Consider the following 12234-nt stretch of genomic DNA (forward strand, 5'->3'; position numbering starts at 1 on the left):
AGGCGGCAATTGTACACCTCTGCCGAAACAATCGGGAGGCATGGCCGCTGGATGGTGAGAGAGCGGATCGGTGCTTAAAGTTCCGGCCAGACAGGTCGCGTACCGCGGCGCTGGGCCTCGAGGATGGCCCGGCACAACGGGCACAGGCGGCGATCACGGTAAATCGTATTCGGCACCCCCGACCAGCGCGGCTGCGCCGGTAGCAGGGTGCCGCACAGGGTGCGGTCGGCCGAGCCCGCCAGTTCGAGTTGACGGGCGACCAGATGCACACGGATTTCCTGGCAGGCGAAGAGATCGAGCTGTTCGTCAGGTTCGATCAATTGATAGGCATACAGGGACCAGGCGGGACGCGGCATCGGGGGCTCCAAATCGGGGGCGCAACATTAGCCGAAAGCCGGTCACTATAAAAGCGTCAAAGCAGCGGTTTTATTGCCGGCCAGGCATTTTCCAGCAACCTGGACTGGCCCCCTTGCGCCGGATGGATGCCATCCGCCTGCATCAGTTCGGGAACACCCCCGACGCCCTCCAGGAAAAACGGCACCAGCGCGATGTTTTTCTGGGTAGCCACATCGGTATAGACCTGAGCGAAGGCCTTGGTGTAACGCTGGCCATAGTTGGGCGGCAGTTGCATGCCCAGCAGCACGACCTTGGCCCCAGCCTTGCGGGACTGGTCTACCATCGAAGCAAGATTTTGTTGCAATTGCGCAGGAAGCTGCCCGCGCAGGCCGTCATTGCCTCCCAGTTCCAGCACCACCAGGCTCGGCTTGTGCGCTGCAAGCAGCGCCGGCAGCCGCGCCTGGCCTCCGGCACTGGTATCACCGCTGATCGAGGCATTGACCACTTTGTCGCTGTAACCCTCGTTGCTGAGCCGCTGTTCCAGCAGCGCGACCCAGCCCTGTCGGGTATCCAGGCCAAAAGCGGCACTGATACTATCGCCGACGATCAATACCGTACCCGCCGTTGCGCTCTGCGCCATGCACAGCAAGGCCAGACCAGCACTCAATAACCACACTCGCATCGGATTCTCCATGGGCCCCAGCATTCTCACTGCGCGGAACCTTAGCAAAGTGGTTCCCAGCGCGGAAGGCAACCTCACCATCCTCCACGAACTGTCCCTGGACCTCAACGAAGGCGACAGCCTTGCCATCGTCGGCGCGTCCGGCTCGGGCAAGTCCACCTTGCTCGGACTGCTGGCCGGGCTCGACCAGCCCAGCGCAGGCTCGGTCACCCTGGCCGGCCACGACCTCGGGCCGCTGGACGAAGACCAGCGCGCCAAGGTGCGCGCCGAGCACGTCGGCTTCGTGTTCCAGTCGTTCCAGTTGCTCGACAGCCTCAACGCCCTGGAAAACGTCATGCTGCCGCTGGAGCTGGAAGGCCGCCGCGACGCCCGCGAGCACGCCCGCACCCTGCTGGAGCGCGTCGGCCTGGGCCAGCGCCTGAGCCACTCGCCGCGCCAGCTCTCTGGCGGCGAGCAGCAACGGGTGGCGATCGCCCGGGCCTTCGCCGCCGAGCCGGATGTGCTGTTCGCCGACGAACCCACCGGCAACCTCGACAGCCATACCGGTGAACGCATCAGCGACCTGCTGTTCGAACTGAACAAGGAGCGCGGCACCACCCTGGTGCTGGTGACCCACGACGAACGCCTGGCCCGGCGCTGCCGCCGCCAGATCCGCCTGGACGCCGGCCATCTGGTCAGCCCGATGGAGCCCTAGATGGCACGCCTGTCCTTTCTGCGCCTGTTCAATCTTGCCCTGCGCCAACTGCTGCGCGATGCCCGCGCCGGTGAACTGCGGGTGCTGTTCTTCGGCCTGCTGATCGCCGTGGCGGCGAGCACCGCCATCGGCTACTTCGGCGCTCGCCTCAACGGCGCCATGCTGCTGCGTGCGACCGAATTCCTCGGCGCCGACCTGGTGCTGCAAGGCAGCTCGCCGGCCAGCGCCGAGCAGATCGAGCGCGGTACAGCGCTGGGTCTGGCCCATGCGCGAGTGGTTGAATTCTCCAGCGTGATCGCCACCGACAACGGTATCCAGTTGTCCAGCGTCAAGGCCGCCGACGCCGCCTATCCATTGCGCGGCGAGCTGCGCAGCGCCCCCGAGCCCTACGCCGCCGAAACCACCGGCGGCGGCCCGGCCTCCGGCGAAGCCTGGGTCGAGCCACGCTTGCTGGCGGCCCTCGACCTGAAGATCGGCGACAGCGTCGACGTCGGCATGAAGACCCTGCGCCTGAGCCGGGTGCTGACCTACGAGCCGGACCGCGCCGGCAATTTCTACAGCCTGACCCCACGGGTGATGATCAACCTCGCCGACCTCGACGCCACCGGCGTGGTCCAGCCCGGCAGCCGGGTGACCTACCGCGAGCTGTGGCGCGGCGACAACCTGATACTCGCCGACTACCGCCAGGCGCTCGAAGCCACCTTGGCGCCCAACCAGCGCATCCGCGACGCCCGCGACGGCAACCAGCAGGTCGGCGGCGCCCTGGGCAAGGCCGAGCGTTACCTGAACATGGCCAGCCTGGTCGCGGTGTTGCTGGCCGGTGTGGCCGTGGCGCTGTCCGCCAGCCGCTTCGCCGTACGCCGCTTCGATGCCAGCGCCTTGCTGCGCTGCCTGGGCCTGTCGCGGCGCCAGGCGCTGAGCCTGTTTTGCCTGCAACTGGCGATCCTCGGCAGCCTCGCCGCCCTGGCCGGCGCCCTGCTCGGCTGGCTGGCGCAACTGGGCTTGTTCGCCCTGCTCGACGGTTTACTGCCAGCGGAGATTCCCGACGGAGGCATCACCCCGGCGCTCGCCGGGATCGCCACCGGCCTGGTCGCCCTCGCCGGCTTCGCCCTACCCCCGCTCGCCGCGCTGGGCCGGGTTCCGCCGCTGCGGGTGCTGCGCCGCGATCTACTGCCAGTGCCGGCGAGCAGTTGGCTGGTCTACGGCGCGGCAATCCTCGCCCTCGGCCTGATCATGTGGCGCCTGAGCCTCGACCTGCTGCTGACCTTCGCCCTGCTCGGTGGTGGCCTGATCGCCGCGCTGCTGCTCGGCGGCCTGCTCCTGCTCGGTTTGCGCAGCCTGCGCCGGTTGCTCGCCGGAGCGCCGCTGGCCTGGCGACTGGGCCTCGGGCAACTGCTGCGCCATCCGCTGGCGGCGGCCGGCCAATCGCTGGCATTCGGCCTGATCCTGTTGGCGATGGGCCTGATCACCCTGCTGCGCATCGAGTTGCTGGACACCTGGCACAACCAGTTGCCCGAAGATGCGCCCAACTATTTCGTGCTGAATATCCTGCCGGACGACAAGGCCAGCTTCGCCACTCAACTGGAAGGCTTCTCCAGCCACGCCGCGCCGCTCTATCCGGTGATCCCCGGCCGCCTCACACAAATCAACGACGAGGCGGTGAACCAGATCGTCAGCAAGGAATCCACCGGCGACCGCGCAGTACAGCGTGACTTGAGCCTGACCTGGGCCGCCGACCTGCCCGAAAGCAACAGCCTCAGCGCCGGGCAGTGGTGGCAGGGCCAACCGGCGGCGCACGCGCTGCCCGGTGTGTCGGTGGAGTCGGAGCTGGCCGAAAGCCTCAAGCTCAAGCTAGGCGACCGCCTGACCTTCGTCATCGGCGGCGAAGAGCGCGAGGCCCAGGTCAGCAGCCTGCGCACGGTCAACTGGGACAGCTTCCAGCCGAACTTCTACATGATCTTCCAGCCCGGCACCCTGCAGGGGCTGCCGACCACCTACCTGACCAGCTTCTACCTCGCACCGGGCAACGACCAGCAAGTGGTGGCCCTGTCCCGGGCCTTCCCGGCGACCACCATCCTTCCGGTCGATACCTTGCTGGAGCAACTGCGCAGCATCCTCGCGCAGGTCACCCTGGCGGTGCAGTACGTGCTGCTGTTCGTGCTCGCGGCGGGGCTGGCGGTGTTGTTCGCCGGCCTGCAGGCGACCCTCGACGAGCGCATCCGCCAAGGCGCCCTGTTACGGGCGCTGGGTGCTGGCCGGGCCTTGCTGGTCAAGGCGCGGCGGATCGAGTTCGGTTTGCTTGGCGCCGCCAGCGGCCTGCTCGCGGCGATCGGTTGCGAGCTGATCACCTGGGTGCTCTACCGCTTCGCCTTCGACCTGCACTGGAGCCCGCATCCGTCGCTGCTCCTGCTGCCGCTGGCCGGCGCGCTGCTGGTCGGCGGTGCCGGCGTGGTCGGCACCCGCCGCGCGCTCAACGCCAGCCCGCTGACGGTGCTGCGCGAAGGCTGAGCCCTGCGTGCCCGCCACCGGCAGCCTGTACCGCTGCCGGTTCGGCGGGTACTCTTTGCGGCCTGACGTATCGCCCGCCCAGGAGAAGGCATTGGCTACCAACATCATCACCCGAAAAGGCCACGAGGCGCTGAAGACGGAGCTGGACCACCTCTGGCGCGTGTACCGTCCCGAAATCACCCAGAAAGTCACCTGGGCCGCCTCCCTTGGCGACCGCAGCGAAAACGCCGACTACCAGTACAACAAGAAACTGCTGCGCGAAATCGACCGCCGCGTGCGCTACCTGCGCAAGCGCCTGGAAGACGTGAAAGTGGTGGACTACCGCGCAGAGCAGGAAGGCAAGGTGTTCTTCGGTGCCTGGGTGGAAATCGAGAACGATGCCGGCGAGCAGATGACCTTCCGCATCGTCGGCTATGACGAGATCTATGGCCGCAACGACTACATCTCGGTGGACTCGCCCATGGCCCGCGCCCTCCTGAAGAAAGAAGAAGGCGACGAGGTGGTGGTGCAGACGCCGAGTGGCGAGGCGGTCTGGTACGTGAACAGCATCAGCTATCCACAGTGACGCTTCGCCGCTGCGGGAACGGCCTCAGGCGCGGGTAATCAGCCCCTGGCGAGCGATGCGGGTCAGGTGGCCGATCATTTCGGCGGCGTCTTCGCGGGCTGGCGACTGCACCACGGCGAGGTCGAAACGGTCATTGGCGTAGTCGGCCAGCGACGCAACGTCATCGACGAACTGGATCAGCAAGGCGGTAGCGCGGCCTTTGCGACGAGGCCAGCCATCGAGCAAGCGAACGAGAGTGGGTTGGTGCGGGCCGATCAGCAGGACGCGCGGGGCGCGGGCCGACTGGCTGGAAGACAGGGGTGTCAGACAGACAATGGAACGTGGGCAACTCATGGAGTCATATTCTCCGCCTCGCAGATCCCGCTGGGCTGCGGTGGGAGGCATCACCGAACCAGCGTTTTAGCGGTATTCGGATCACCACGAAGGGCTCTCCTGCGCCCCGCAAGTAGCTGTTTAAATCGGCGCAAGTGCGAATCCTAGAGAAGCGGCTGGCGAACTGTCAACACGACCAATGGCAAAATCGCGAGCAAGCTCGCTCCTACAAGGTCCGTAGGAGCGAGCTTGTCGGGGCGCCGAACCGTCGCGATTTCCCCTCAACTCTTGGCGATGGCCGCATCCACCGAAGCCCGCCCTGCCCCTTCGAACAGCACCGCCACCGCGCCACCCAGCAACGCCAGGGCGAACTCGTAGCCGTTGTTCTGCATGAACAGGCCGTTGTGGATATGCACCGAGAAGATCGCCACCAGCAACAGGCCGATCAGTGCTACCGCCGCTGGCCGCGCCAACAGGCCGATCACCAGGGCCAGGCCACCGAAGAACTCGGCGCCACCCGACAGGGCCGCCATCAGGGTGCCGGGGGTCAGGCCGAGGCTTTCCATGAACTGCGCGGTGCCCGCCAGACCACCGCCGCCAAACCAGCCGAACAGCTTCTGCGAACCGTGAGCCATGAAGATGATGCCGACGATGATGCGCAGGACGGTCATACCCCAGCCAGCGCGGGTGGTCATTACGGAATGGAGGGCGTTCATGCTGTGTTCCTTACAAGGTGTGATGGTGTGTTGGCGCCATAATAATCATATTACTCAATATGAAAATCGCAATTAACCCATCATTAGAATCGAATAATTTGATTATTTGCGATTCGCCACCTTTTGCGTCCGGGAGGACTCCAGCGTTTCCCGCTCCCGGTCGAAGGCCAGAAAGTACTTGTTGACGCTATTAACATAGCTGACCGGCCCCATTCCCACCTGCTCAAGGGCCACCCGCTCCACCTGGAAGAACCACTGGTTGTGATTGAGGCCGCGGCGGCGGGCCTCGGCGCGCATCGCCTGGACCCGCTCGGGGCCAAGGTTGTAGGCCGCCAGCACGAAGGCCATGCGTTCACGCTCGTTAAGCTGGTTGCTGGCGAAGAACTTCCGGCGGATCAGCGCCAGGTAGCGGGCGCTGGCCTGGACATTGCCATCGACGCTGTTGATATCGCTGACCCCGACCCGCTGCGCGGCACCCGGAGTCATCTGCATCAGGCCGTGGGCACCACCGGCACCGCGGGCGGCGGGATTGAGCGAAGACTCTTTGAACGCCAGCGCGGCGAGATTGAGCCAGTCGAGGTTCTGCGCCTCGGCGTGCTTCTGCAGGACCGGACGCAGGTTGTCGAGGCGCTGGCGGTTGGCCTTGGCCAGCGGGTAGTGAACCTTGTACAGACGGCGGTAGATGCGCTCGAAGGCCACGTCCTGGTCCGCGGGCACGCGGTATTCCTGAAGGAAGCGGTCGATACTGGCGTGCAGCATCACCGCGTCGCGGCGCATGTACCAGTGCATGTTCTCCGGCGCGGTCAGGCTGACCCGACGCTGGATCTGCAACTTGGGCATGACCTTGCTCCAGCGCTCGGCGATCGGCTGCTCCACCACGGTGAGCGGCAGGATCCCGGCCTGGACCATCTCCAGCACGTCTTCGACCGCCAGGCTGGGGTCGATCCATTCCACCTTGATTGGCGCCAGCTTGCGCAGGGCCAGTTTCTGGTTGATCTCGTGCAAGGTGTCGCCGGCAGCGCTGGCACTGGGCAGGGCGATGCTGCGGCCGGCAAGCTGCTCGACCTTGCCGTACACCCGCTCGCCCTTGCGCCCCACCAGCACCAGCGGCACCTGGGTCATCACTGGGTCGCTGGAGCTGACGCCGCGGATCGACACCGGATCGAGCAGTTCACCCGGCGCGACCAGATCGCCTTCGCCGCGCTGCAGGGCGCTGATCAACTGGTCCTTGGCCTTGGGAATCAACTTCAGACGCAGTTCCTGGCCGTCACGGGCGCGGGCATTGAGGTAATGTTCGAAGGCGCGCAGGCGATGGTACTCGACGCCATAGGACTGGCCCTTGACCTCGCCGGAGCTGTTGCGGCTCTGATTGACCAGCACGCGCAGCTCGCGGCTGGCGCGGATTTGCGCGAGGTCGCGGGTCTTGTCGTTGCTGACCACCTGCGGCGGACCGGGCAGGCGCGCGCTGGCCGACCCTGGCAGCAGCAGTCCGGTACACAGCAGAATCATCAGTAACGCTCGCGTCATCCGGGCTCCGGCAACAGGCCGCGATGGGGTGTCGGGGGTCATACTCTGCAGCAGGTCCATGACAATTGACCGCAAAAGACCGTGACAACTCATTGAAGTTCTTGTGTTTATTGATATTTTTTGGCGCAACCAGCGCCCATCTGCGGCAAATTCCGAGGTAGCACCATGCAACTCATCGACATCGGCGTCAATCTGACCAACTCCAGTTTCGCCGGCAAACACCAGGCCATTCTCGAGCGCGCCGAGGCTGCGGGCGTGCGGCAAATGCTGCTGACCGGCACCAGCCTGGCGGGCAGCGAAGAGGCGCTGGAGCTGTGCCAGCAGCTGGACGAGAGCGGTCAGCGGCTGTTTTCCACTGCGGGTGTTCACCCCCACGACGCCAGCCACTGGGACGCCGAAAGCCCGCGCCGCTTGCGTCAGTTGCTGGAGCAACCGCGGGTGCAGGCGGTGGGCGAATGCGGACTGGATTTCAACCGCGATTTCTCGCCGCGCCCGCAACAGGAAAAAGCCCTCGAAGACCAACTGGCCCTGGCGGTCGAGCTGCAGATGCCGGTGTTCCTGCATGAGCGCGACGCCAGCGAGCGCCTGCTGCATATCCTCAAGGACTACCGCGACCACCTCACCGCCGCGGTGGTGCACTGCTTCACCGGCGAGCGCGAGGCGCTGTTCGGCTACCTCGACCTCGACCTGCACATCGGCATCACCGGCTGGATCTGCGACGAACGCCGCGGCACTCACCTGCATCCGCTGGTGGGCAGCATTCCCGAAGGCCGGCTGATGCTGGAAAGCGATGCGCCCTACCTGCTGCCGCGCAGCCTGCGGCCGAAGCCGAAAAGCGGGCGCAACGAACCGGCCTTCCTCCCGGAAGTACTGCGCGAAGTCGCCCTGCACCGGGGCGAGTCCGTGGAGCAGGTGGCAGCCCACACGACCCGCTGTGCACAGCGCTTTTTCAGCCTGCCCGAGCTGGCTTGACACATATCAAGATTTATTGCTGATTAGTCGAACAGAATGCTGGCACCTTGCCAAAAAACTTTCCGCTTAAACGCTTAACTCAGAGAAGACCTACCATGGGTGCCTGGCTTAGCAATATCTCCCTGAAGTACAAGTTCTGGGCTGTCAACGCGGTCGCTTTCGTCACCACGCTGTTCCTGGTGTTGTACGCGGTGTTCCTCGAACAGCAGGCGCGGGTGGAAGAAGTCCAGAGCCGGGCCGTCGCCGAAGCACGCTTGCTGGCCGCCTGGCCGGCGGGACAGGCGTTGCCGCAGAGTCCGCACGTCCTGACCTTCACCCCCGGTCAGGTGCCCAACTACCAGGGCAAGCCCCTCGAATCCGTGGCCAACGCCAGCGGTTGGGTGACGATCGAGCCCTATGCGGTCTTCGGCGATGATCCGCTGGCCGGTGCCCAGGTCATCAGCCGCGACGGTCAGCGGGTCGCCGTGCTGGCGCCTTCGCCGAGCTTTGTGCAGGTGTATGGCGACCGCTTCGGCAACTACGCGGTGTGCGTGCTGATCCTGATGCTGGCAATGCTCTGCGCCTCGCAGTTGCTGATCCGCTTCCTGCTGGCTCAGCTCAACATCCTCAAGGACGTGATGCTGCACGTCGAGAAGACCGGCGACCTGTCGGCGCGGGTGCCGCTGGCCTGCCACGACGAGATCGGGCAGATGGCCACGGCCTTCAACGCCATGCAGACCACCTACCACCGCGTGGTGAACACCGTCGCGCTGACTGCCGCGCAACTCGACTCCGGTGCCGCGCGCCTGGCCTCCAGCATGAGCGATGTGCGCCACGGCATGCTTGGCCAGCAGAGCGAAACCGACCAGGCGGCCACGGCGATCAACGAGATGTCCGCGACCGTCTACCACATCGCCCAGCATGCCGGCGCCACCCGCGACCTGTCGCAGACCGCCGACACCCTGGCCGGCAGCGGCCAGCAAGTGGTCAGCCGGGTACAGACTTCCATCGCCGGGCTGTCCAGCGGCGTGCAGCAGACCGCCGAGATGATTCGCCAACTGGCCGAGGACAGCCAGAAGATCAACGGCGTGGTCAATGTGATTCACAGCATCGCCGAACAGACCAACCTGCTCGCCCTCAACGCCGCCATCGAGGCCGCCCGCGCTGGCGACCTGGGCCGTGGTTTTGCGGTGGTGGCGGATGAAGTGCGCAACCTGGCCAAACGGGTGCAGAGCTCGACCGACGAAATCACCGACATGGTTTCCGCCTTGCAGGCCGGGACCCGCGACGCGGTGGAGTTCATGACCGAAAGCTCGTTCAAGGCCGACGATTGCGTCAAACAGGCACAGGAAGCCGGCGAAGCCTTGGCGGAAATCACCGCAGCGGTGGCGCAGATGCGCGAGAGCAACACCCAGATCGCCGCGGCGGCCGAAGAACAGAGCCATGTCGCCGAGGAAATGAACCGCGCCGTAGTGAGCATTCGTGACGTGACCGAGGACACCGTGCAACAGACGGTTTCGTCGGCGACCACCAGCGATGAACTGGCGACCCTGGCCGGGGAATTGAACAAGGTGATCGGGCAGTTGAAGTTGTAGAGCGTTCGAGGGCGTCACCGCCGGCAAGCCCAGAGCGTCAGGTCACCGCTAACTGTGGGAGCGGATTCACCGGACGCCGGACCGCCGCGAAGGGCCGCAAAGCGGCCCTAAATCCATCCAGCACCCTGTCTCTGGCTGGTCTGGATTTCACATTCAGGCATCACGAAGGTCGAAAGGAATATCAGGCATAGACAGCCACCTCGTGCGGGATGGTTTTAGGGCCGCTTTGCGGCCCTTCGCGGATAAATCCGCTCCCACTGGATCGCATGCGGCTGACGGTTTGCGATTGCCTGCGAGATGTGTAGACACCCATCCAGCGATGAGGCCGACCGGAACGACGGTGTTGCCGGGCCTGGCCCTATCGCTGACGCCGTGCATGGTGGCGCGCCACCGTCACTGACACTCAAGCGAACACAGTCACCGTCTGCCGACTGATCGCCAGCAGCTCGCCGCGCGCGTCCCACATAGCTGCGGCGGTGTGGCCGTAGCCATCGCGGGCGTGCTCGATGTCCGCGCAGTATTGGCACCAGTCCAAAGTGCTGAGGCTGGCCACCGGCTGGACGAATTCGATGGTCCAGGTCAAGGTGCTGCCCGCTGCCGGCTTGCTCAGGTGTGGCAATAATGCCGGCGGCCAGGCATCCACCAGCGCCAGCAGGTGTGCTTCGGTCACCGGCTCTTCCACCGCGTCCTTCAAACGCACCCAACCGCCCATGCTGCGCAGCGGCTTGTTGCTGAACGGCATGGCACCGATGCCCCAGCGCATGGACAGGTAGCGGATGTATTCCGGGGTCGCGCCGGGGATGTACGGCAGTTCCGGACTGGAGTCTTCCAGGCTTTTCATTTCCCTCGCCGGCAACGCCGGCACATCGATGACCGAGGTACGCCCGGCGCCGAAGCTGCCCTGGATCAGGGTCACGGTCTGGCCGTTCTGGACTGCCCGGCCCAGCAGCGAACTCACTGCGCGGCCCTCGCGGAGCATTTCCACTTCAAAACTGATGGGCACGCCCGGCTCGGCGGGGCCGACGAAGGTGATGGCCAGCGAACGCACCGGACGCTCCGGCGACACCTTGGCGTGCATGGCCTCGTAGACCAGCGCCGCCATCAGGCCGCCGAAACAGGCGCGACCTTGTGCCCACTCGGCGGGAATGACCACTTCCTGCGGGCGCTGACGGACAGCGGTGAGCAGTTGGGAAAAATTCATGCGGACCTCGCCTACGGAAAAGTCCCACGATCTTAAGAGGAGATAGCCCGCCCCAGCAGGCCGCATAACTGCCAATTCAGCGCATTATCGTTCGTCGATATGCTTCAGCAGGGCGTTCAGGGTCTTGTCCGCGCGCTGTTCGGCTTCGACAAGCTGCGCCTGCCACTGCGGCACGAGGGCGGCCAGGTCAGGCTGCTTTTCGGCCTGGGTCAGCCATTGCAGCAGGTCATGCCAGTGGCCGAGGTCATCCTGGGCGCGCTTGAGCGAGGCGCGCATCGAACGCTTCAGCCGCCCCAGTTGCGGGTAGGCTTCGGCGCCGTAACGCGAGCGCTTGATCAGCAGACGCAGGCGATGGCGGTCGTGGGCCGGGTCGTGCATGGCTTTGACGATGTTCTTCCATTGCTTGTCCAGGCGCGTCTCGATGCGCTTGCGCAGGTCCGGCACCAGCTTCTGATGTTCGATGGCGCGGAGGAAAGCCGGGAAGGCATCGATGATCGCCAGCAGTTTGTGCAACTGAGTGCTGGACGCCACGGCGGCGAAGGTCGCGCCCTCGCCCGCCAGACGCCGCTGCGCCGCATCCGGCTGCTGGCGTTCGAACAGTTGCTCGGCGAGCACTTCACGGTCGCGCAGCGGCGTGGTCATGTCGCCCACCGCCTTGGCCGCACTCTCCAGTTGATCGACTCCGGGCAAGCCGCGCAGCGGTCGCAGCAGGCTGCGCAGGCGTCGCACGTTGGTGCGTAGGTCGTGCAACGCTTCGCTGTCAGTGTTTTCCGCGAGGCGTGCCTGACAGGCCAGCAGATGAACGTGCAAGCCAAGCACCTGGGCAACGACATGATCGAACATCTGCGACATGGGGCCTTACCTCATCAACGTCCGGCGCGGGACTCACGGATATAGAAACGGGCTTTCTCGGCTTTCTTGGTGCAACCTTCGAAGGCTTCGAACTGCTGTTGGGTCTTGGCGCCGGTCAGCAGCGACAGGGCCTTGGAATAACTGACGGTGCCGGCGAAGCCCTCGGCCTTGGCCAGGTCGAGTTCCTTCCACGCGGCGTCGAGCTGGCTGCCGCAACTGTCGCGATAGGCCGTCTTGCCCGCGCAACCTGCCAGGGCCACAACAATCAGGGACAGGGTGATCAGGGCTTTCATCG

13 protein-coding genes are annotated in these 12234 nt (G+C 65.3%); 5 read left to right on the top strand and 8 right to left on the bottom strand.

Annotated elements, in window-relative coordinates; translation table 11 throughout:
* Positions 1-74: 74 nt before the first annotated feature.
* Both HWV67_RS29235 and HWV67_RS29240 read right to left on the bottom strand, forming a co-directional pair.
* Complete coding sequence (locus tag HWV67_RS29235) at positions 75-356, bottom strand: hypothetical protein (protein WP_095157802.1); 282 nt, start codon at positions 354-356, stop codon at positions 75-77.
* A gap of 56 nt (positions 357-412) precedes the next feature.
* Positions 413-1018: an arylesterase gene (locus tag HWV67_RS29240; RefSeq protein ID WP_175653746.1), complete on the bottom strand. Its 606-nt coding sequence runs from the start codon at positions 1016-1018 to the stop codon at positions 413-415.
* A gap of 10 nt (positions 1019-1028) precedes the next feature.
* On the opposite strand from HWV67_RS29240, the gene HWV67_RS29245 reads away from it, so the two are divergent.
* From HWV67_RS29245 to greB, 3 genes are all read left to right on the top strand, one after another.
* The gene (locus tag HWV67_RS29245) at positions 1029-1712 is read left to right on the top strand and encodes an ABC transporter ATP-binding protein (protein WP_095157806.1); all 684 of its coding nucleotides are present in this window, start codon (positions 1029-1031) and stop codon (positions 1710-1712) included.
* Positions 1713-4220: an ABC transporter permease gene (locus HWV67_RS29250; RefSeq protein WP_175653747.1), complete on the top strand. Its 2508-nt coding sequence runs from the start codon at positions 1713-1715 to the stop codon at positions 4218-4220.
* Positions 4221-4311: 91 nt separating this feature from the next.
* Positions 4312-4785: a transcription elongation factor GreB gene (gene greB, locus HWV67_RS29255; RefSeq protein ID WP_175653748.1), complete on the top strand. Its 474-nt coding sequence runs from the start codon at positions 4312-4314 to the stop codon at positions 4783-4785.
* A gap of 24 nt (positions 4786-4809) precedes the next feature.
* Here greB and HWV67_RS29260 read toward each other — a convergent pair whose 3' ends face one another.
* The 3 genes from HWV67_RS29260 to HWV67_RS29270 form a co-directional block, all read right to left on the bottom strand.
* Positions 4810-5118, bottom strand: coding sequence for a hypothetical protein (locus tag HWV67_RS29260; protein ID WP_175653749.1), 309 nt, complete (start codon positions 5116-5118; stop codon positions 4810-4812).
* Positions 5119-5378: 260 nt separating this feature from the next.
* Positions 5379-5813: a DoxX family protein gene (locus HWV67_RS29265; protein WP_175653750.1), complete on the bottom strand. Its 435-nt coding sequence runs from the start codon at positions 5811-5813 to the stop codon at positions 5379-5381.
* Positions 5814-5915: 102 nt separating this feature from the next.
* Positions 5916-7340 (bottom strand): transglycosylase SLT domain-containing protein, encoded by a 1425-nt coding sequence (locus HWV67_RS29270; protein ID WP_175653751.1) that lies wholly within the window; start codon positions 7338-7340, stop codon positions 5916-5918.
* Positions 7341-7505: 165 nt separating this feature from the next.
* Between HWV67_RS29270 and HWV67_RS29275 the strand changes: the two genes are divergently transcribed.
* Positions 7506-8312 (top strand): TatD family hydrolase, encoded by an 807-nt coding sequence (locus HWV67_RS29275; protein ID WP_175653752.1) that lies wholly within the window; start codon positions 7506-7508, stop codon positions 8310-8312.
* A 95-nt stretch (positions 8313-8407) separates the two neighbouring features.
* Positions 8408-9886 (top strand): methyl-accepting chemotaxis protein, encoded by a 1479-nt coding sequence (locus tag HWV67_RS29280; protein ID WP_175653753.1) that lies wholly within the window; start codon positions 8408-8410, stop codon positions 9884-9886.
* A gap of 403 nt (positions 9887-10289) precedes the next feature.
* On the opposite strand, the gene HWV67_RS29285 is transcribed toward HWV67_RS29280, so the two are convergent.
* From HWV67_RS29285 to HWV67_RS29295, 3 genes are all read right to left on the bottom strand, one after another.
* On the bottom strand, positions 10290-11087 hold the full coding sequence (locus tag HWV67_RS29285; RefSeq protein WP_175653754.1) for an acyl-CoA thioesterase: 798 nt from the start codon (positions 11085-11087) through the stop codon (positions 10290-10292).
* 84 nt (positions 11088-11171) lie between these two features.
* Positions 11172-11939 carry a CHAD domain-containing protein gene (locus HWV67_RS29290; RefSeq protein ID WP_175653755.1) on the bottom strand — a complete coding sequence of 256 codons (768 nt, stop codon included), beginning with the start codon at positions 11937-11939 and terminating at the stop codon, positions 11172-11174.
* Between the two features lie 14 nt (positions 11940-11953).
* Positions 11954-12232, bottom strand: a complete 279-nt coding sequence (locus HWV67_RS29295; RefSeq protein WP_110972070.1) for a hypothetical protein — start codon at positions 12230-12232, stop codon at positions 11954-11956.
* Between the last annotated feature and the right edge of the window lie 2 nt (positions 12233-12234).

It is taken from the genome of Pseudomonas sp. Marseille-P9899, from assembly GCF_903166565.1.
GTDB lineage: Bacteria > Pseudomonadota > Gammaproteobacteria > Pseudomonadales > Pseudomonadaceae > Aquipseudomonas > Aquipseudomonas huaxiensis.

Bases quoted from the DNA above. Each gene is read 5' to 3' on its own strand.
- HWV67_RS29235 (WP_095157802.1), bottom strand. From the start codon at position 356: ATGCCGCGTCCCGCCTGGTCCCTGTATGCCTATCAATTGATCGAACCT.
- HWV67_RS29240 (WP_175653746.1), bottom strand. From the start codon at position 1,018: ATGCGAGTGTGGTTATTGAGTGCTGGTCTGGCCTTGCTGTGCATGGCG.
- HWV67_RS29245 (WP_095157806.1), top strand. From the start codon at position 1,029: ATGGGCCCCAGCATTCTCACTGCGCGGAACCTTAGCAAAGTGGTTCCC.
- HWV67_RS29250 (WP_175653747.1), top strand. From the start codon at position 1,713: ATGGCACGCCTGTCCTTTCTGCGCCTGTTCAATCTTGCCCTGCGCCAA.
- HWV67_RS29260 (WP_175653749.1), bottom strand. From the start codon at position 5,118: ATGAGTTGCCCACGTTCCATTGTCTGTCTGACACCCCTGTCTTCCAGC.
- HWV67_RS29265 (WP_175653750.1), bottom strand. From the start codon at position 5,813: ATGAACGCCCTCCATTCCGTAATGACCACCCGCGCTGGCTGGGGTATG.
- HWV67_RS29270 (WP_175653751.1), bottom strand. From the start codon at position 7,340: ATGACGCGAGCGTTACTGATGATTCTGCTGTGTACCGGACTGCTGCTG.
- HWV67_RS29275 (WP_175653752.1), top strand. From the start codon at position 7,506: ATGCAACTCATCGACATCGGCGTCAATCTGACCAACTCCAGTTTCGCC.
- HWV67_RS29280 (WP_175653753.1), top strand. From the start codon at position 8,408: ATGGGTGCCTGGCTTAGCAATATCTCCCTGAAGTACAAGTTCTGGGCT.
- HWV67_RS29285 (WP_175653754.1), bottom strand. From the start codon at position 11,087: ATGAATTTTTCCCAACTGCTCACCGCTGTCCGTCAGCGCCCGCAGGAA.
- HWV67_RS29290 (WP_175653755.1), bottom strand. From the start codon at position 11,939: ATGTCGCAGATGTTCGATCATGTCGTTGCCCAGGTGCTTGGCTTGCAC.
- HWV67_RS29295 (WP_110972070.1), bottom strand. From the start codon at position 12,232: ATGAAAGCCCTGATCACCCTGTCCCTGATTGTTGTGGCCCTGGCAGGT.